Source organism: Caulobacter sp. FG121 (assembly GCF_057809815.1).
Map to the genome: position 1 here is coordinate 358,619 of NZ_JBMDKR010000002.1, position 17,704 is coordinate 376,322.

Consider the following 17,704-nt stretch of genomic DNA (forward strand, 5'->3'; position numbering starts at 1 on the left):
GCACGTTACAAGCCCGAAAGGTGGATTAAATCTGAGAAAGGTTGCCGCTGATCAGTCAGCAGACCCTCCCTCTCGGGGGAGGTGGATCGCCAAAGGCGAGACGGAGGGGCCCCGCTCAAATCACGGGTGACCCCCTCAGTCCGCTCCGCGGACAGCTCCCCCGATGGGGAGCATCCTTCAGACCGCCGTCCCGCCGACCGTCAGGCCGGTGATCTTCAGCGAGGGCTGGGCGACGCCGACCGGGACGCCCTGGCCGCCCTTGCCGCAGACGCCGATGCCGGGGTCCATGGCGAAGTCATCGCCGATCATGGTGATCCGGGTGAGGGCGCTGGGGCCGTCGCCAATCAGGCTGGCGCCCTTGACCGGCGTGGTCAGCTTGCCGTCCTCGATCAGCCAGGCTTCGGTGCACTGGAAGACGAACTTGCCGTTGGTGATGTCGACCTGGCCGCCGCCGAGATGGGCGCAGAAGATGCCGCGCTTGGTCGAGGCGATCATCTCGGCCTGGGTGTCCTTGCCGCCGAGCATGCCTGTGTTGGTCATGCGGGGCATGGGCATGTGGGCGTAGGACTCGCGGCGGGCGTTGCCGGTGGGCGCAAGGCCCATCAGTCGCGCGCTCATGCGATCGTGCATGTAGCCGACGAGGATGCCGTCCTCGATCAGGATGGTCCGTTCCGTTGGCGTGCCCTCGTCGTCGACGGTCAGGGAGCCGCGACGGCCGGGGATCGTGCCGTCATCGAACACCGTGACGCCCGGGGCGGCCACCCGCTCGCCGATGCGGCCGGAGAAGGCGCTGAGGCCCTTGCGGTTGAAGTCGCCCTCGAGGCCATGGCCGACGGCCTCGTGCAGCAGCACGCCGTTCCAGCCTGGGCCGAGCACCACGTCCATCTCGCCCGCCGGGCAGTCGACGGCGTCCAGATTGGTCATCGCCTGGTGCAGGGCGGCCTCGACCTGCTCCTGCCATTTGTCGGGCGAGATCCAGGCTTCAAAGCCGGCGCGGCCGCCGGCGCCGGACGTGCCCGTCTCGCGGCGGCCGTCACGCTCGACGGTCACCTGCACGTTCACGCGAACGAGCGGGCGGACGTCGCGAATCAGTCGGCCATCGGCGCGCAGGATCTCGACCGTGCGGCGCTCTCCGGCCATCGAGGCCATCACCTGAACCACATGCGGATCGCGGGCGCGGGCGAAGGCGTCGATTTCCTGCAGCAGGGCGACTTTGTCGGAGAAGCCCGGCGAGGCCACCGGATCGTCTTCGCCATAGAGTTTGGTGTTGGTCGCCCGCGGCGCCTCGGCGGCCACCCCGGAATAGCCGCGGCGCGCCAGCCGCGCCGAATCGCCGGCGCGGCGGATGGCGGCCTCGGAGATCTCGCTGGCGTGGGCGTAGCCGGCCGTCTCGCCGGCCACGACGCGCAGACCGAACCCCTCGCTGGTGTCGTACGAGGCGGTCTTCAGCCGTCCGTCGTCGAACACGAACGCTTCGCTCTCGCTGCGTTCGAGGAACAACTCCCCGTCGTCCGCGCCGGCGAGGGCGTCACCGAGGATGGCGCGGGCGCGATCAGGGTCGACGCCGGCGGAGTCGAGGAGCGAGGGAGCGAGTACGGAAGCGGTCATGCCCTACAGGTAGGACGTTCGACCGCTTCCGTCATCCTCACGGCAGGTGAAGATCGCCGGAACCGGCGATATTGCTGCTCAGGCTGGCCGGTTTGACGGTCAGGGTGACGTCGCCGCTGCCGGCGATGGCCACCTGGACCGCGCCCCGGGCCTGGAGTTCGGCGTCGCCGCTGCCGGACAGGCTGACGTCGGCGTTCTGCGCCTGCAGGTCGGCAAGGCTGGCCCCGCCCGATCCGGCGATGGTCAGGGTCAGGGCCTGGGTCTTCCCCGTTCCCGAGACTTCGCCCGAGCCGTTGATCTCCACGGCCAGCGCCGGCTGGTCATAGGCGGACAGGGTGAGCGACGGCGAGCCGTTGAGCACGAACTTCGTCACCGCCGGAGCAACGACGGTGATCCTCAGACCATCCCGGACCGTGTCGATGTTCACCCCGTGGCCATCCACGGTGACGCGGGATTCGCCGCCATTGGGCTCGAAACGCAGGCTTCCGTCGACGATCGCGACGCGATCGACCAGGGCCTTGGGACCGTTGACCGTGATCTTTGCCGTCGGTCCCTGAACATAGGTGACCTCAGCCGGCAGGTTGATCGTCAGGCCGGGGCCGCCGGCCCAGGCGAGGTCACGGGTCGTTTCAGGACCGAGGTCTTCCCGGCCGCCGACAGAGATGTGCACGTCGTCGCCGTTGTCGGAGACATGGATGTTTCCCGGGATGGACCAGCCGTGCTCGAGCAGGTCCCGGCCCCCGAGGGCGACCACGCCGGCGGCGCAGACCACCGTCAGCACGAAGCTGGCGACGGCGATGACTATCAGATTGCGGATCATGGCCAGCCCTCAGCCCTGCGGATCAATGGCCGGCTTCAGCAGCCGGTAGTGAAGACGGCCGTACCAGACCATCAGGTTCATCAGCCCGATCGTGACCATCGTCGTGATCGCGCCGAGCGACGTGGAGCCGGCCATCAGGCCGAGACCGGCGAGAATCGCCGTCAGCGGTCCGCCCGGCGGGTCGAAGAAGGGCCCTGCCGCCATCACGACGCCGCCGGCGATGACGCAGGCGATGACGGTGATGTACATCGCCAGCAGCGTGCCCAGCACACTCATCAGAATCGGCAGCAGGATGATGATGTCGATCGCGCCCAGCCCCAGCACCGCGAAGACGGCGGCGGCGGCGGCGGACGGGTTCTTCTGCTCTTCCCACTTTTTCAGGCCGGCCTCTGCGCGCAGTTCGCGGGCGAGTCGGTCGGGGTTGCCCAGCGCGGCGGCCACCTCCTGCTCGCTGCGACCAGCCGCCGCACCGTCCGCGAAGTGGGTGTCGTAGTCGGCGGCGATGTCGGCGATGGCCGCCGCGGGTGCGCCCGCGAGGCCTCGACGCAACCGCGCCATGAAGTCGTCTCGGGTCATGCCCCTGCTCCCAGAATGTCGTCAACGGCGCGGGTGAAGGCGGCCCATTCGGCCTTCTGCTGCGTGAAACTGCCGCGGCCGGCGTCCGTCAGCCGGTAGTATTTCCGCGGCGGGCCGCTCTGCGATTCCACCAGATAGGTTTCGACCAGCCCGTCCGCCTGCAGGCGGCGCATGAGCGGGTAGATCGTGCCTTCCCCCATGTCGATGTCCTTCGCGAGCCGGCTGGCGATCTCGTAGGCGTAGCTGTCGGCGCGCGACAGCAAGGCCAGGACGCAGAGCGCCAGCACCCCTTTTTTCAGTTGGATTTCGATAGCTTCGGTCACGTGTTCCATTCCCAAATCTGGGACCTGTCTACCGCATGATACTGACTAATGCAAGATAGCTGTTCACGCACGATACCGGGGCCAGATCAATGACAACGGCCGGCCCATGTCGGGTCAGGCCTTGAGCCGCTTGGCAATCCGGGTTCCAGCGCGTATGCACCGGGCCTGAAATGGCGAAAGGGACGGGGGGAAAGAGGCGCGCGCAAGCGGGCCGGGCCCGCCGCCGAGTAGCTCCTGACTGCCGGCGACTTTCAAGGACCGGCGAAACGGACGTGAGGCGCATGAACGCGAAGGTTAAGGGGATGCGGGGGCTGTTTGCGGCGCTCGCCGCCGTCGTAATGACGGCGATGGCCGCGGGTGGGGTCCGCGCCGATGATTTGATGGGGCAGCCCACCCCCGGGGGCATGGGTCTTCAGCCGGCGGCCTCGCCGCTGAAGCACCAGGTGATCTTCTTCCACGACGCGATCCTGCTGCCGATCATCACGGTGATCAGCCTGTTCGTGCTGGGCCTGCTGCTCTGGATCGTCGTGCGCTACAACAAGAAGGCCAATCCGGTGCCTTCGAAGTGGAGCCACAACACGCTCATCGAAGTGATCTGGACCCTGGTCCCGGTCCTGATCCTGATGTTCATCGCGATCTTCTCGTTCCGGCTGCTGTTCGACTACCACAACATGCCCAAGCCGGACGTGACGGTTAAGGCGGTCGGCTACCAGTGGAACTGGGGTTACGAGTACCCCGACCAGAAGGTCCCCGAATTCATCTCGGCCATGCTGCCCGAGGAAGAGGTCGCCGCGCGCGGCCTGCCCCACAGCCTCTACCGCCTGGCCGCGACCGAACCGATGGTCGTGCCGGTGGGCAAGGTCGTGCGGGTCCAGGTGACCGGCGCCGACGTGATCCACGCGTTCGCCCTGCCCGCCTTCGGTCTCAAGACCGACGCCATTCCGGGCCGGCTGAACGAAACCTGGTTCAAGGCTGAAAAGGTCGGCACCTACTACGGACAGTGCTCCGAGCTGTGCGGCATCGACCACGCCTTCATGCCGATCGAGATCAAGGTTGTGAGCCAGGCCGACTTCGACGCCTGGGTGGCCACCAAGGCTCCCGCCGCCGCTCCGGCGCCGGCGGCCGCTCCTGCCGCTCCGGCCGCAACCGCGGCTGCTCCGACCTCCCCGGCGGCTCCCGCCGCCCCCGTCGCCGGCGCCGCGCCGGCGGCCGCGCACTGATTTCAGGATAAAGACCGATGGCTCACGCCGCCGCTCATGACGATCACGAAGCCGAGCACATCCCCGGCTTCTTCACCCGCTGGTTCTTCTCCACGAACCACAAGGACATCGGCACGCTCTACATCATCTTCGCCATCATGGCGGGACTGGTGGGCGGCGCGCTGTCCGGCCTGATCCGCTGGGAGCTCGCCGCTCCCGGCATCCAGATCTTCGGCCCCAACTCCTCGGTCAGCCTCCTGGGCCTGATCGACCAGAGCCACCACGGCTACAACGCCGTCGTGACCGCTCACGCCCTGATCATGATCTTCTTCATGGTCATGCCGGCGATGATCGGCGGGTTCGGCAACTGGTTCGTGCCGATCATGATCGGTGCGCCGGACATGGCCTTCCCGCGGATGAACAACATCTCGTTCTGGCTTCTGGTCGCCGCCTGGGTGCTGCTGCTGACGTCGATGTTCGTCGACGGCGGTCCGGGCCACGGCTTCGGCGGCGGCTGGACGATCTATCCGCCGCTCTCGACCTCCGGCCACACAGGGCCGTCCATGGATCTGGCGATCTTCTCGCTCCACCTGGCGGGCGCCAGCTCGATCCTCGGCGCGATCAACTTCATCACGACGATCTTCAACATGCGCGCGCCGGGTATGACCCTGCACCGCATGCCGCTGTTCGTCTGGTCGATCCTGGTCACCGTCTTCCTGCTGCTGCTGTCGCTGCCGGTTCTGGCGGGCGCCATCACCATGCTGCTGACCGACCGCAACTTCGGCACCCACTTCTTCGATCCCGCCGGCGGCGGCGATCCGGTCATGTTCCAGCACCTGTTCTGGTTCTTCGGTCACCCGGAAGTGTACATCCTGATCCTGCCGGGCTTCGGCATGATCAGCCACATCGTCTCGACCTTCTCGAAGAAGCCGGTCTTTGGTTACCTCGCCATGGCCTACGCCATGGTCGCCATCGGCTTCGTCGGCTTCATCGTCTGGGCCCACCACATGTACACCGTGGGCATGGGCATCAACCTGCGGGCCTACTTCGTGGCCGCCACCATGGTCATCGCGGTTCCGACGGGCGTGAAGATCTTCAGCTGGATCGCCACGATGTGGGGCGGCTCGGTCAGCTTCAAGACTCCGATGCTCTGGGCGATGGGCTTCATCTTCCTGTTCACCGTCGGCGGTGTCACAGGCGTGGTGCTGGCCAATGCCGGCATCGACTACAGCCTGCACGACACCTACTACGTCGTCGCCCACTTCCACTACGTGCTCAGCCTGGGCGCCGTGTTCGCGATCTTCGCCGGCTTCTTCTACTGGTTCGAGAAGATGTGGGGCGTGAAGTACAACGAGTTCCTGGGCTGCGTGCAGTTCTGGGTCATGTTCGTGGGCGTGAACCTGGTGTTCTTCCCGCAGCACTTCCTGGGCCTGCAGGGCATGCCGCGTCGCTACGTCGACTATCCCGACGCGTTCACGCTGTGGAACCAGGTCTCCTCGTTCGGCTACCTGATCACCGCGGCCGGCGTCGGCGTCTTCCTGATCATCCTGATCGAAGCCGCCATTCGCCGCCGTCCTGCGGAGGCCAACCCCTGGGGCGAAGGCGCCACGACGCTGGAGTGGACCCTGTCCTCGCCGCCGCCGTTCCACCAGTTCAACGAACCGCCGGTCATCGAAGACGACCACCACTAGGTCTTCGATCACCACAAGCACATCGGGGGCGCGTCAGGGTTGGACCCGGACGCGCCCTTCGCTTATGAAGCCTTCACCCATGACCCAGCCCACCACCCTCAACGCCCGCGCCGCCGTTCCGGCGCTGTGGTCGGACTATCTGCAGCTGCTCAAGCCGCGCGTGATGTCGCTGGTGGTGTTCACGGCCCTGACCGGATTCGTCTGCGCCGGCGTGAAGGCCAATCCCTTGCTGGCCGCGATCGCCATCCTCTGCATCGCCGTCGGCGCCGGCGCCTCGGGCGCGCTGAACATGTGGTTCGACGCCGATATCGATGGCCGGATGCGCCGCACGCGCGGCCGTCCCGTGCCGATGGGCAAGGTTCTGGGCGCCGAGGCGGCGACCCTGGGCGTGGTGCTGTCGCTGTTCTCGATCATGCTGCTCGGCATGACCACCAACTGGCTGGCGGCCGGCATGCTGGCCTTCACGATCTTCTTCTACGTCGTCGTCTATACGATGTGGCTCAAGCGCTGGACGCCGCAGAACATCGTCATCGGCGGCCTCGCGGGCGCCCTGCCCCCGGCCATCGGCTGGGCCGCAGCGACCGGATCGGCGCCGCTGAACGCCTGGCTGATGGTGCTGATCATCTTCATGTGGACGCCGCCGCACGCCTGGGCCCTGGCCCTCTATACGTCCGAGGACTACGCCAAGGTCGGCGTGCCGATGATGCCGGTTGCCCGGGGCGCGGCCTCGACCCGTCGACAGATCTTCATCTACTCGCTGCTGTTCACGCCGATCTGCCTGATCCCCGCGTTCACCGGCCTGGGCGGCCCCGCCTATCTCGCCGTCGCAGCCCTTGGCGGCGTGGTCTTCCTGGTCCTGGCCTGGCGAGTGTTCCGCTCCAGGGCGGGCGACGTGCACGACGAACGCCTCGAGGGCGAGGACCGGCTCTACGCTGTCCGCGCCGGGGCGAAGGACGCGCGCAATCTGTTCGCCTTCTCGATCCTGTACCTGACCCTGCTGTTCGCCGCCCTGCTGGGCGAGCATCTGCTGGGCGTCGCGCCGCTGGAGCTGCTCTCATGATGCCTGAACCCATCGAACGGCCGGTCTACGACGTGGAGGCCTTCCGCAAGGCGCGCGCCGGGCGCAACGTCGCCTTGGGTCTCGGCCTTCTGGCCTTTGTCGTCATCGTGTTCGTCGTGACCGTGATCCGGATGGGAGCCAATGCCCAACCCCACTTCTGATCCCGGCAAGAAGAGGTTTGGCCGCAACGCGCGCCTGGGCGTCATCTGCGGCCTGGTGTTCGCCGGCATGGTCGGCGCAGCCTACGCGTCCGTGCCCCTGTACCGCGCCTTCTGCAATCTGACCGGTTTCGACGGCACCGTGCGCAAGGCCGAGAAGGCTCCCGACCGGGTGCTGGACCGCAAGCTGACCATCCGCTTCGACGCCAACGTTCGCGACCTGCCCTGGACCTTCACCCCCAACCAGGTGAGCCAGGAGCTGAAGATCGGTGACACGGGGCTGGCCTTCTACAAGGTGACCAACAACGGCAAGACACCGCTGACGGGCCGCGCCGCCTACAACGTGATCCCCGAATCAGCCGGCCCCTACTTCCAGAAGCTCGAGTGTTTCTGCTTCACCGACCAGACGATCGCGCCGGGCGCCACCGTCGAATTCCCGGTGGTCTATTTCGTGGACCCCAAGTTCGCCGAGGATTTTGAAAGCCGCGGCGCCCAGGAAGTCACACTTTCGTACACGTTCTTCCCTTCGACAGAGAAGAAAACCCAAGCGGCTCTTGGCGGAAACGCCGGGGCGAGGCTATAGCACCCTGAAAGTTGGAGCGGCTCGCCGTTCCGGGGGAACAAGAGGTTCAGGCACGATCATGGCCCACGGCGCTGTCAAACACGACTATCACCTGGTCAACCCCAGCCCGTGGCCGCTCGTCGGCTCCTTCGCCGCGATGGTGATGATGATGGGCGTGGTCGCAGGCCTGAAGGGCCTGTTCTGGGTCGAAAAGGGCGACTGGCTGTACGCCATCGCCGGTTTCGCGCTCGTCCTGTTCACCATGCTCGGCTGGTGGATGGATGTGACCAAGGAAGCCAACGCCGGCGACCACACCCCGGTGGTGTCGATCGGCCTGCGCTACGGCATGATCCTGTTCATCGCCTCCGAAGTGATGTTCTTCGTCGCCTGGTTCTGGATCTTCTTTGAAATGGTCCTGTTCCAGGGCCACCGCACCCTGACGCCGGAGATCGGCAACTTCGAGGGCGTGGCCGAAGCCTGGAAGACCTGGCCGCCCAAGGGCGTCGAACTGGTCCCCGCCTTCCACCTGCCGCTGGTCAACACCCTGACCCTGCTGCTGTCGGGCACCACGGTCACCTGGGCGCACCACGCGCTGCAGGTCGGCGACCGCAAGGCCGCCAAGATCGGCCTGTTCCTGACCATCTGCCTGGGCATCCTGTTCACCTCGATCCAGGCCTTCGAGTACAACCACATCCTGCACGAGAAGCTGTTCTACTCCGAGGAGGCCGCGAACGCGGGCCTGTACGGCTCGTCCTTCTTCATGGCCACGGGCTTCCACGGCTTCCACGTGCTGATCGGCACCATCTTCCTGATCGTCTGCTACCTGCGCCTGCTCGGCGGCGGGTTCAGCCCCAAGCAACACTTCGGCTTCGAGGCGGCGGCCTGGTACTGGCACTTCGTCGACGTGGTCTGGCTGTTCCTGTTCGCCTTCATCTACGTGATCTTCGGGACGGCCTGACGTGGTCAACCCTTACGCGGCTGGGGCGGCGGGTCGCTGCCCCAACTGCGGCGAAGGCAAACTGTTCGAGGGCTTCCTCAAGATCGCCCCGACCTGCGAAGCCTGTGGCTTCGATCTGAAGACGGCCGATACCGGAGACGGTCCGGCCGTCTTCGTGATTCTGATCGGCGGCTTCATTGTCGCTTTCGGCGCGGTGTTCACCGAGATCGCCTACAGTCCGCCGATCTGGCTGCAGCTGCTGATCTGGCTGCCGCTGACCGTGCTGGTCTGCGGCGCGTTGCTGAGGCCCTTCAAGGGCCTGCTGATCGCCGCACAGTTCACCAACAAGGCCCGGGAGGCCGGCCGGGATGACCGCTAGGCGTTTTCCGATCGGACTGACCGTAGCGACGGCGATCGCCCTGGCCATCCTCTGCGGGCTCGGCGTCTGGCAGCTGAAGCGCCTCGCCTGGAAGACGGACCTGCTGGCGAGCATTGCCGCTGCCCAGGCCCAGCCGCCGAAGCCGATCAGCCTGGTGCCGCTCACCCCCGCCTACCGTTTCCGGCGCGTGACCCTCGACTGCCCGGGCCTCGCCAGCGCTCCGTTCGTCGAACTCTACGCGATCAACGCCGACGGCGAAGCCGGCCACCGGCTTGTGTCGCTCTGCAGTCCTGTCGGCGCCCGGACACAGATCATGGTCGACCGGGGTTTCGTCGCCGACACGATATCCGCGCGGCCGGCTGTGAAGCCCTCGACGGCGGTCGTCCACCTGACCGGCGTGCTGCGCGAGGGCGAGAAGCCCGGCGCCTTCACGCCGCCGACGCTGCACAATCTGTTCTATGTCCGGAACATCGACCAGATGGCCCTGGCGCTCGGCGCCAGCCGCCATCCCGACGTGATGATCCTGGCCGAGACCTCCAGCAATCCCGAGTGGGCGGCGCTGGTCCCAACGCCCCTGCCGCCGAATATTCCCAACCGCCACCTCGAATACGCCCTGACCTGGTTCGGCCTTGCGGGCGCGCTGGTCGCCGTCTATGCGGCCCTCGTCAGGCGAACGATGAAAGCGGCATGAAATACGTCTCCACACGGTCGGGCTCGGGCCCCGAAGCGCCGGCTGTCGGTTTCCTGGAAGCGGTCCTGTCGGGCCTGGCGCCCGACGGCGGTCTTTATGTGCCCGAGGTCTGGCCGGAGATGACGGCCGACGAGATCGCCGCCCTGGCCGGACAGCCCTATCACCGCGTCGCAGCGGAAATCCTCGGCCGGTTCACCGGCCACGACATCCCGCGCGACGCGCTGGAGGACATGTGTGAGGAGGCCTATTCGACCTTCACCCACGCCGCCGCCTGCCCGGTGAAACAGCTGACGTCCGGCCTGTTCCTGGTCGAGCTGTTCCATGGCCCGTCGCTGGCCTTCAAGGACGTGGCGATGCAGCTGCTGGGGCGGCTGTACGACTACGCCCTGTCGCGCCATGGCCGGACGATGACCGTGGTCTGCGCCACCTCCGGCGATACCGGCGGCGCGGCGGTGGAGGCCTTCCGCGGCCGGTCCCATGCCCGCATCGTCGCCCTGTTCCCCGAAGGCCGGATCAGCGAGGTCCAGCGCCGTTTCATGACCACCGCCGGCGACGCCAATGTCGCCTGCGTCTCGGTCGACGGCACCTTTGACGACTGTCAGGCCATCGTGAAGGCGATGTTCGGCGACGATCAGTTCCGCCACGCGGTGGACCTGTCGGGCGTCAACTCGATCAACTTCGCCCGCATCGCCGCGCAAGCCGTCTACTATTTCACCGCCGCCGTGGCGCTGGGCGCGCCGCACCGGCCGGTGGCCTTCGCCGTGCCGACCGGCAACTTCGGCGACGCCTTCGCCGGCTGGGTCGCCAGGCGCATGGGTCTGCCGATCGACCACATTCTGGTCGCCACCAACAGTAACGACATTGTCGCCCGCGCCTTCGAGAGCGGCCGCTATTCGCGTGGCGTGGTGGCCCCGACCCAGTCGCCCGCGATGGACATCCAGGTCGCCTCCAACTTTGAGCGTTTGTACTACGAAAGCGTCCGCCGGGACGGGGTCGAGACAGGCCGCGCGTTCCGGGCGTTCAACGAGACCGGCGTCATCGACCTGCCGCCACAGGCGCTGGCCGCCATGCGCGAAACCTTCTCCGGCGCCTCGGTCACAGAGGACGACACCGCCCGCAGCATGTTGTCGACGCTGAACGAGACCGGCGAACTGATCGACCCTCACACCGCCGTGGCCATGGCCGCGGCGCGCCGGGCCAGCCTGCCCGATCCAACGACACCGATGGCCATCCTGTCGACAGCTCATCCGGCCAAGTTCCCCGAGGCCGTCAGCGCCGCCACGGGCGTCACCCCTGCCGTACCCGCCGCCGCGAGCGGCCTGAACAGCCGGCCGGAACGCTATGACCGCCTGCCGGCCGATGCGGACGCCATCAAGGCCTACGTGCGCGCGTTCGCCTCCCGGTGACGGCGCGCCTCCACACCCTGTCCAACGGCGTCCGGGTTGTGTTTGACCCCATGCCCGGCCTGCAGACCCTCGCCCTGACCGTCGTCGCGGGACGCGGGGCCCGCTACGAGGACGAAGCCCGCAGCGGCTGGTCGCATCTACTGGAGCACATGGTCTTCAAGGGCGCCGGCGACCGCACGGCCCGCGCCATCGTCGAGGACATCGAGGCGGCCGGCGGCAACCTGAACGCCGCCACCGGCTACGAGCGCACCAGCTTCCAGACCCGCAGCCTCGCGGGCGGCCTGCCGCTGGCGATGCGCATCACCGCTGACCTGGTCCTGCGCCCGACCATGGACGCCGGGGACCTGGTTCGCGAGAAGCAGGTGGTCGGCCAGGAGATCGCCGAGGCGGCTGACACGCCCGACGACCTGGTGTTCGAACTTGCCCAGGAACAGGCCTTCGCGGGGCAGCCGCTGGGTCGGCCTATCCTCGGCACCGTGAAGTCTCTGAAGAGCGCGACCCCGGGCGCGCTGTCGGACTGGCGGGCGGCCCTTTATGCCACCGACCGGCTGGTGATCAGCGCCGCCGGCGCCGTCGACGAGGACGATCTGCTGAAGCTGGCCGAGGAGTCCTTCGGACACCTTCCATCGGTCCCCGGCGCCGTTTTGCCCCCCTCGCCAACCTTCACTGGCGGCGTGGCGGCCAAACTGCGAAAGCTGGAACAGGCGCATGTGGTGATGATGCTGCCGGCCGTCGGCGCGATGGACGAAGACTACTTCGTGCTCCGGCTGTTCGCGGAGGCGCTGGGCGGCGGCATGTCCTCGCGACTTTTCCAGGAAGCGCGCGAGAAGCGCGGCCTGGCCTACGCCATTGACGCCTATGCCGACACCTATGCCGAGGTCGGGATGCTGGGCGTCTACGCCGGCTGCGCGGCGGGCGACGCAGCGGAGCTGGCGAAGATCACCGCTGGCGAGACCCAGTCTTTGGCCGCCTCGGTCACGGAGACCGAACTGGCCCGCGCCAAGGCCCAGCTGAAGGGCAGCCTGTTCATGGGTCGCGAACAGCCGTTGAACCGCGCCGAACAGGCCGCCGGACAGACCCTGATGTTCGGCCACCTCTATGCCCCCGACGCCATCGCCGAGGCGATCGACAAGGTGACCCCCGCAGACTTCGCCCGGCTGGGCGAGCGGTTGGTGGCGGACAGGCGGTGCGTGGTCTCGGTGCTGGGGTCGAAAGCGGCGCAGTCGGCGCCGGACGAGTTCGCGCGGGCGGCGTTCGGGTAGGCTGGAGCGTCGGGCCATTCGCCGGTCAGTCGACGCGGATCACCTGCCTGTAACGGGCTTCGCACGTCACCTTGAGGCGCGGGAAGCTCGCCCTTCCCTCCGCCGGCAGGACCGCACCTCCCGGGACGGTGCGGGACGGTCTGAAGCAGCCTGGCGAGAAGGCCGTGCGCGGCGAAGACACGTCGCGCACGGCCAGGCCGCCGCGTCAGGCGACTTTGGTTCCCGCGCTCATGGCATGGACCGCCGCGGCGTTCAGCTTTTGACCGCCGATCGCCCAGTCATTTTCAGCGATCTCGTTGATCTTCACCCAGGTCACCCCCCGCATCGCTTCGCCTTCCACGGCGAGCATGGCGTCGGTGACCTTTTCGATCATGGTCTTCTTCTGGTCCGGCGTGAAAACGTTCTTGATCACGTCGATTGTCACGAGAGGCATTGGGGTTCTCCAGTTGCGCCGCGCCGAACGGATGCGGCGAGGCTGGCGCGCTTCTAGGACCCGCCACCGGCGCCCATCCACTTCAGCGTCTGTAGGATTCAACTACAACTTGTGAAGTGGCGACGCGGACCGGCGATGGTTATGTCCGCCCCCTGGAGGCGCTATGCAATACGGACAATTTTGCCCGATCGCCAAGGCGGTCGAAATCGTCGGAGAGCGCTGGACGCTCCTGATAATTCGCGAGCTGCTGATGGGCGCCCGCCGTTTCAGCGAATTGCAGCGTGGGCTGGGCGCCATTTCGCCCGCGCTCCTCGCCGCGCGCCTGAAATCGTTCGAGGCGGATGGCCTGCTCGTCCGTCGGCATCTCAATGGCCAGCGCGGATATGAATATTTCCCGACGACCGCCTGTGAGGAGCTCCTGCCGGTCATCCTCTCACTGGGCGAATGGGGTCTGTGCTGGGCCCGCCACAGAATCACCGCTGATGATTTCGATGTCGAACTGCTGATGCTGTATCTGCAGCGGAGCATCGACCCCGCCGAGATTCCGGGGAGTGAGACCGTGATCAAGTTCAAATTTCACGACTTCACGGAACAGCCTGACTGGTGGCTGCTTGTTCGACAGGAGAACGTGGACGTCTGTGTCACGGAGCCTGGGCGCGATGTCGACGTCTTCTTCACCACCACGGTGCGCACGATGACCGACGTTTGGACGGGCGATCGAAGCTATCGCGAAGCGACGCTTGCGGGCGACCTCACCATCGAGGGCGATCCGGCGCTGACCCGTCGCATCAGCGCCTGGCTGCGCCCAAGTGTGTTCGCCAGATCCAGGGGCGAGGCCTTGCCAACACCCCCGGCCTCGGCCGGCGCCCCCGATCTGTTTCCCATCCAGGCGGACCCTGGTCGCTTTCGGACCGCCTGACCGGGCTCCATTCACGCCTCTCCCTCGCGGGAGAGACTTGCCCTCTACTGCAATGCGCGTGACTCTCCGCCCATGTCGCTCCTCGAATGGATCTCGCCGGAAAGCGGCCCCAGCCTGCAGGGGGAGGGCGTTGTGCTGCGCCCACCCCGGCGGCGGGACTATCCGGAATGGCAGGCGCTGCGGCAGACCTCGCGGTCGTTCCTGCAGCCGTGGGAGCCGGTCTGGTCGCCGGACGAGCTGAGCCCGGCCGCCTATGCGCGACGCCTGTCGGCCTGGCGAACCGGGCGCGATCTGGACCAGATGTACGCCTTCTTCGTCTTCCGGGAGAGCGACGAGGCCCTCGTCGGCGGGATCACCCTCAACAACGTCCGGCGCGGCGTCGCTCAATCCGGAACGGTCGGCTACTGGTCAGGTCAGCCCCATGCGCGACAGGGCCATACGCTGGCCGCCCTGCGCGCGGTGATCCGGTTCGCGTTCGGCCCGCTGGGCCTGCACCGGCTGGAGGCCGCCTGCCTTCCGACCAACGATGCGTCCGCCGCCCTCCTGCTGAAAGCGGGCTTCGCGGAGGAGGGATACGCCAAGGCTTATCTGAAAATTAACGGCGATTGGCGAGATCATCGCCTGTTCGGGCTGGTGTCACGCGAGGGCGCGTACGGCCGTCCGTGAGGAGTAGCCGGCGTGAACCGGTCATGAGGCTGAACGCTCAGGATCGACGGGTGTGGGACGCAGCGGCCACGCTTGAGGCGCTCGGCGGCGCCCATGTGGCCCTGTGGGTCTGGGAACCCGAGGAAGACCGGTTCCGCCTCTATGGCGCGGCCCGCCAGCTGGGTCTCGGACCCCTGGCGCCCGAATGCTCCTCCGCCGCCTTCCGCGCTCTGGCCTTGCCGCAGGATCGCGCGACCGCCGAGGATCTGCTGCGCGTCCAGGAACCCGGAACCGAGATCACCCTTCGTATTCGTATGCGCGGCGGCGAAACCTGCCTGTGGCGCGGCGTCTGGCTGGAAGAGGGGGTCCGGGCGTCCGGCGTCGTCGCCCCGGAGACCCGCTTCGCCGCCTCCGAGTTCGACACGCTGACCGGCCTGCTTGATCGTCGCAGTTTTGTGGCCCGGTGCCGTGAACGCCTGACCCAGCCGTGTCGACAGACGCTGGTGGTGGCCGATCTCGACCGCCTTCGCCGGCTCAACGAAGCGCTCGGCCACGACCGGGCCGACCTCGTGCTGGCCGCGCTTGGCTCGCGACTGGCTGCCGCGTTCGGCGCGGAAGCCATCATGGCCCGTGTCGGCGAGGACGAATTCGCCATCATGACCTCCGGCGACCGCGATCCAGTCGAGCGCCTGCGCAAGGCGCTGGAGCAGCCTCTGCGCATCGCCGGGCTCGACATCCTGCCCACGCTGGCCATCGGCGCCGTTGAAGCCGAGGGCGGCGAGGATGCGCCCGAGGCCTCCGAACTGCTGCGTCGCGCCGAGCTGGCCGTGGAAGCGGCCAAGGGCGCCGGGCGTGGCGGCGGCGCCGCCTATGGCCGGTCCATGGAGAGCGATGGCCTGTCGCAGCTGGCGCTCGAGTCGGACCTTCGCGGCGCCATCGGTCGCGGCGAGATCGTGCCCTACTACCAGCCGGTCGTCCGGCTGTCGGATGGCGCCCTGTCGGGCTTCGAGGCGCTGTGCCGCTGGCGTCACCCCCGGCGCGGCCTGATCCCGCCGGACGACTTCCTGCCGCTCGTCGAGGAACTGGGCATGATGGCCGAGCTGGGCGCGCACATGCTGCGCACCTCGGCCCGGCAGCTGGCGGACTGGCGCCAGACCCACCCGGCCGCCGGCAATCTGACGGTCAGCGTCAACCTATCGACCGGCGAGATCGATCGTCCGGGCCTGATCGATGACGTGACCGGCCTGATCACCAAGCACCGCCTGCCCGCCGGCTCGCTGAAGCTGGAGATCACCGAAAGCGACATCATGCGCGACCCGGACGGCGCGGCGAAGATCCTGCGCGCGCTGCGGGCCGGCGGCGCGGGCCTGGCGCTGGACGACTTCGGCACCGGCTTCTCGTCGCTGAGCTACCTGACGCGCCTGCCCTTCGACACCCTGAAGATCGACCGCTATTTCGTGCGCACGATGGGCGCCAACGAGGGTTCGGCCAAGATCGTCCGCTCGGTGATCAAGCTGGGCCAGGACCTGAACCTCGAGGTCGTCGCCGAGGGTGTCGAGAACTCGATCATGGCCCGCCAGCTGATGGAGCAGGGCTGCGACTATGGCCAGGGCTTCGGCTACGCGCCCGCGCTGTCGCCGCAGGAGGCCGAGGTCTATCTCAACGAAAGCTACGTCGACGGGGCCGCGCCGGTACGGCGGCAGGGGTAGCACGGCTCCTCCCCCACCGGGGGAGGGGGACCACGCGTAGCGTGGTGGAGGGGGTCGCCCGAGACCTGAGGGGACCCCCTCAGTCGGCTTTGCCGACAGCTCCCCCAGAGGGGGAGCATCCTGACGTTAAGCCCGCCCCCCCACGTCCGACAGCATCGCCGCCGATACGCCAAGCTTCTCCAGCGCGCGCGACCATTTGTGGTCGAAGTCGTCGTCGAAGATCAGCGCCTCGTCCGGATCGCAGACCAGCCAGATGTTCTGGCGCACTTCCTCTTCCAGCTGGCCGGGCCCCCAGCCGGCATAGCCCAACGCCAGCAGGGCCCGTCGCGGCGCCGTCTCGCCGCCCAGCGCTTCCAGCACATCACGCGTGGTGGTCAGGGCGAGGCCGGTTTTCACAGGCAGGCTGACGCCCTCGAGGAGGTAATCGTCCGTGTGCAGGACGAACCCACGCTCGCGCTCCACCGGCCCGCCCATCAAGACCGCCTCGTCGGCGACGCGGCGTAGTGGCGGATCAATACCGATCTTCTCGAACAGCGATTCCAGCGTCAGCCCGTCCAGGGGCCGGTTCACCGCCAGGCCGATGGCGTGCTCGGCGTCATGCGCACAGAGAAACACCACGGCCCGTTCAAACCGGGTGTCGCCGATGCCGGGCATGGCGATCAGAAGACGTCCGGAGAGAAAGTCTGCGTCCGATGGCTCGGTCATGCGTTGATGATTGGCCTTCGAGGAGACGGATTCAAGCTCGCCTGCTTGGCGAACCGCTCCGCCGCCTCTATTTGCACCATCGAGCGCCGTTCGGCGACAAGGGAGAGATCACATGACCATCAAAGCCGGCGACAAGCTGCCCGACGCCACCTTCATGACGTCCAGCTCGGAAGGCCCCCGCCCGATCACCTCGGACGAACTGTTCAAGGGCAAGACCGTCGCGGTTCTGGCCCTGCCGGGCGCCTTCACCCCGACCTGTTCGGCCAAGCACCTGCCGGGCTTCAAGGAGCACGCCGCCGAGTTCCGCGCCAAGGGCGTCGACACCATCGCCTGCATCTCGGTCAACGACGTGTTCGTGATGAAGGCCTGGGGCCTCGACCAGGGCGTGGGCGACGACATCATCATGCTGGCCGACGGCAACGGCGACTTCACCAAGGCTATCGGCCTGGAGATGGACGGCAGCAAGTTCGGCATGGGCCTGCGCTCGCAGCGCTACTCGATGATCGTCAAGGACGGCGTCGTCGACACCCTGAACGTCGAAGCCGGCGGTGAATTCAAGGTCTCGTCCGCCGACTACATGCTGGCGCAGCTCTAGGGACGACGGGGACATGTACTGCACGT

Annotated in this window: 20 protein-coding genes; 14 read left to right on the top strand and 6 right to left on the bottom strand. The window is 67.3% G+C overall.

What is annotated here, in order from left to right:
• Nucleotides 1–177 precede the first annotated feature (177 nt).
• The 4 genes from tldD to ACODSL_RS07700 are packed head-to-tail and all read right to left on the bottom strand — an operon-like array spanning nucleotide 178 to nucleotide 3,327.
• Nucleotides 178–1,608 (bottom strand): metalloprotease TldD, encoded by a 1,431-nt coding sequence (tldD, locus tag ACODSL_RS07685; RefSeq protein WP_488900075.1) that lies wholly within the window; start codon nucleotides 1,606–1,608, stop codon nucleotides 178–180.
• 37 nt (nucleotides 1,609–1,645) lie between these two features.
• Nucleotides 1,646–2,428, bottom strand: a complete 783-nt coding sequence (locus ACODSL_RS07690) for a GIN domain-containing protein (RefSeq protein WP_488900076.1) — start codon at nucleotides 2,426–2,428, stop codon at nucleotides 1,646–1,648.
• A gap of 9 nt (nucleotides 2,429–2,437) precedes the next feature.
• On the bottom strand, nucleotides 2,438–3,004 hold the full coding sequence (locus ACODSL_RS07695; protein WP_488900077.1) for a DUF1700 domain-containing protein: 567 nt from the start codon (nucleotides 3,002–3,004) through the stop codon (nucleotides 2,438–2,440).
• On the bottom strand, nucleotides 3,001–3,327 hold the full coding sequence (locus ACODSL_RS07700) for a PadR family transcriptional regulator (RefSeq protein ID WP_488900078.1): 327 nt from the start codon (nucleotides 3,325–3,327) through the stop codon (nucleotides 3,001–3,003). The genes ACODSL_RS07695 and ACODSL_RS07700 overlap by 4 nt, the downstream gene beginning before the upstream one ends.
• A 281-nt stretch (nucleotides 3,328–3,608) precedes the next feature.
• Here ACODSL_RS07700 and coxB point away from each other — a divergent pair, with 281 nt between their 5' ends.
• From coxB to ACODSL_RS07750, 10 genes are all read left to right on the top strand, one after another.
• Nucleotides 3,609–4,547: a cytochrome c oxidase subunit II gene (gene coxB / locus ACODSL_RS07705; protein ID WP_488900079.1), complete on the top strand. Its 939-nt coding sequence runs from the start codon at nucleotides 3,609–3,611 to the stop codon at nucleotides 4,545–4,547.
• 17 nt (nucleotides 4,548–4,564) lie between these two features.
• Nucleotides 4,565–6,217 (top strand): cytochrome c oxidase subunit I, encoded by a 1,653-nt coding sequence (ctaD, locus tag ACODSL_RS07710; RefSeq protein WP_488900080.1) that lies wholly within the window; start codon nucleotides 4,565–4,567, stop codon nucleotides 6,215–6,217.
• 79 nt (nucleotides 6,218–6,296) lie between these two features.
• Nucleotides 6,297–7,277 (top strand): heme o synthase, encoded by a 981-nt coding sequence (gene cyoE, locus ACODSL_RS07715; RefSeq protein ID WP_488900081.1) that lies wholly within the window; start codon nucleotides 6,297–6,299, stop codon nucleotides 7,275–7,277.
• Nucleotides 7,274–7,438, top strand: a complete 165-nt coding sequence (locus ACODSL_RS07720) for a hypothetical protein (RefSeq protein ID WP_488900082.1) — start codon at nucleotides 7,274–7,276, stop codon at nucleotides 7,436–7,438. Before cyoE ends, ACODSL_RS07720 begins: the two co-directional genes overlap by 4 nt.
• A complete protein-coding gene (locus ACODSL_RS07725) occupies nucleotides 7,419–8,018 on the top strand; it encodes a cytochrome c oxidase assembly protein (protein ID WP_488900083.1) in 600 nt (199 codons plus the stop codon). Before ACODSL_RS07720 ends, ACODSL_RS07725 begins: the two co-directional genes overlap by 20 nt.
• 58 nt (nucleotides 8,019–8,076) lie before the next feature.
• A complete protein-coding gene (locus ACODSL_RS07730) occupies nucleotides 8,077–8,955 on the top strand; it encodes a cytochrome c oxidase subunit 3 (protein ID WP_488900084.1) in 879 nt (292 codons plus the stop codon).
• A 1-nt stretch (nucleotide 8,956) separates the two neighbouring features.
• Nucleotides 8,957–9,313, top strand: a complete 357-nt coding sequence (locus ACODSL_RS07735; RefSeq protein WP_488900085.1) for a DUF983 domain-containing protein — start codon at nucleotides 8,957–8,959, stop codon at nucleotides 9,311–9,313.
• Complete coding sequence (locus tag ACODSL_RS07740; protein ID WP_488900086.1) at nucleotides 9,303–10,004, top strand: SURF1 family protein; 702 nt, start codon at nucleotides 9,303–9,305, stop codon at nucleotides 10,002–10,004. Before ACODSL_RS07735 ends, ACODSL_RS07740 begins: the two co-directional genes overlap by 11 nt.
• A complete protein-coding gene (thrC, locus tag ACODSL_RS07745) occupies nucleotides 10,001–11,410 on the top strand; it encodes a threonine synthase (protein WP_488900087.1) in 1,410 nt (469 codons plus the stop codon). Before ACODSL_RS07740 ends, thrC begins: the two co-directional genes overlap by 4 nt.
• Entirely contained in the window at nucleotides 11,407–12,672 is a 1,266-nt protein-coding gene (locus ACODSL_RS07750; protein ID WP_488900088.1) for a M16 family metallopeptidase, read from the top strand. Before thrC ends, ACODSL_RS07750 begins: the two co-directional genes overlap by 4 nt.
• A 205-nt stretch (nucleotides 12,673–12,877) precedes the next feature.
• On the opposite strand, the gene ACODSL_RS07755 is transcribed toward ACODSL_RS07750, so the two are convergent.
• Nucleotides 12,878–13,105, bottom strand: coding sequence for a tautomerase family protein (locus ACODSL_RS07755; RefSeq protein ID WP_488900089.1), 228 nt, complete (start codon nucleotides 13,103–13,105; stop codon nucleotides 12,878–12,880).
• Nucleotides 13,106–13,268: 163 nt separating this feature from the next.
• On the opposite strand from ACODSL_RS07755, the gene ACODSL_RS07760 reads away from it, so the two are divergent.
• The 3 genes from ACODSL_RS07760 to ACODSL_RS07770 all read left to right on the top strand — a co-directional run bounded on the left by ACODSL_RS07760 (nucleotide 13,269) and on the right by ACODSL_RS07770 (nucleotide 16,378).
• The gene (locus ACODSL_RS07760; protein WP_488900090.1) at nucleotides 13,269–14,024 is read left to right on the top strand and encodes a winged helix-turn-helix transcriptional regulator; all 756 of its coding nucleotides are present in this window, start codon (nucleotides 13,269–13,271) and stop codon (nucleotides 14,022–14,024) included.
• 72 nt (nucleotides 14,025–14,096) lie between these two features.
• A complete protein-coding gene (locus ACODSL_RS07765) occupies nucleotides 14,097–14,690 on the top strand; it encodes a GNAT family N-acetyltransferase (RefSeq protein WP_488900091.1) in 594 nt (197 codons plus the stop codon).
• Between the two features lie 23 nt (nucleotides 14,691–14,713).
• The gene (locus ACODSL_RS07770; RefSeq protein WP_488900092.1) at nucleotides 14,714–16,378 is read left to right on the top strand and encodes a putative bifunctional diguanylate cyclase/phosphodiesterase; all 1,665 of its coding nucleotides are present in this window, start codon (nucleotides 14,714–14,716) and stop codon (nucleotides 16,376–16,378) included.
• Nucleotides 16,379–16,504: 126 nt separating this feature from the next.
• On the opposite strand, the gene ACODSL_RS07775 is transcribed toward ACODSL_RS07770, so the two are convergent.
• Nucleotides 16,505–17,083 carry a YqgE/AlgH family protein gene (locus tag ACODSL_RS07775; protein WP_488900093.1) on the bottom strand — a complete coding sequence of 193 codons (579 nt, stop codon included), beginning with the start codon at nucleotides 17,081–17,083 and terminating at the stop codon, nucleotides 16,505–16,507.
• 112 nt (nucleotides 17,084–17,195) lie between these two features.
• On the opposite strand from ACODSL_RS07775, the gene ACODSL_RS07780 reads away from it, so the two are divergent.
• Nucleotides 17,196–17,678, top strand: a complete 483-nt coding sequence (locus ACODSL_RS07780) for a peroxiredoxin (protein ID WP_488900094.1) — start codon at nucleotides 17,196–17,198, stop codon at nucleotides 17,676–17,678.
• The last annotated feature ends 26 nt before the right edge of the window (nucleotides 17,679–17,704 follow it).

Bases quoted from the DNA above. Each gene is read 5' to 3' on its own strand.
- cyoE (WP_488900081.1), top strand. From the start codon at position 6,297: ATGACCCAGCCCACCACCCTCAACGCCCGCGCCGCCGTTCCGGCGCTG.
- ACODSL_RS07690 (WP_488900076.1), bottom strand. From the start codon at position 2,428: ATGATCCGCAATCTGATAGTCATCGCCGTCGCCAGCTTCGTGCTGACG.
- ACODSL_RS07730 (WP_488900084.1), top strand. From the start codon at position 8,077: ATGGCCCACGGCGCTGTCAAACACGACTATCACCTGGTCAACCCCAGC.
- ACODSL_RS07765 (WP_488900091.1), top strand. From the start codon at position 14,097: ATGTCGCTCCTCGAATGGATCTCGCCGGAAAGCGGCCCCAGCCTGCAG.
- ACODSL_RS07775 (WP_488900093.1), bottom strand. From the start codon at position 17,083: ATGACCGAGCCATCGGACGCAGACTTTCTCTCCGGACGTCTTCTGATC.
- ACODSL_RS07780 (WP_488900094.1), top strand. From the start codon at position 17,196: ATGACCATCAAAGCCGGCGACAAGCTGCCCGACGCCACCTTCATGACG.
- ACODSL_RS07770 (WP_488900092.1), top strand. From the start codon at position 14,714: ATGAGGCTGAACGCTCAGGATCGACGGGTGTGGGACGCAGCGGCCACG.
- ACODSL_RS07740 (WP_488900086.1), top strand. From the start codon at position 9,303: ATGACCGCTAGGCGTTTTCCGATCGGACTGACCGTAGCGACGGCGATC.
- ACODSL_RS07695 (WP_488900077.1), bottom strand. From the start codon at position 3,004: ATGACCCGAGACGACTTCATGGCGCGGTTGCGTCGAGGCCTCGCGGGC.
- ctaD (WP_488900080.1), top strand. From the start codon at position 4,565: ATGGCTCACGCCGCCGCTCATGACGATCACGAAGCCGAGCACATCCCC.
- ACODSL_RS07725 (WP_488900083.1), top strand. From the start codon at position 7,419: ATGCCCAACCCCACTTCTGATCCCGGCAAGAAGAGGTTTGGCCGCAAC.
- ACODSL_RS07720 (WP_488900082.1), top strand. From the start codon at position 7,274: ATGATGCCTGAACCCATCGAACGGCCGGTCTACGACGTGGAGGCCTTC.
- ACODSL_RS07755 (WP_488900089.1), bottom strand. From the start codon at position 13,105: ATGCCTCTCGTGACAATCGACGTGATCAAGAACGTTTTCACGCCGGAC.
- ACODSL_RS07760 (WP_488900090.1), top strand. From the start codon at position 13,269: ATGCAATACGGACAATTTTGCCCGATCGCCAAGGCGGTCGAAATCGTC.
- thrC (WP_488900087.1), top strand. From the start codon at position 10,001: ATGAAATACGTCTCCACACGGTCGGGCTCGGGCCCCGAAGCGCCGGCT.
- coxB (WP_488900079.1), top strand. From the start codon at position 3,609: ATGAACGCGAAGGTTAAGGGGATGCGGGGGCTGTTTGCGGCGCTCGCC.
- tldD (WP_488900075.1), bottom strand. From the start codon at position 1,608: ATGACCGCTTCCGTACTCGCTCCCTCGCTCCTCGACTCCGCCGGCGTC.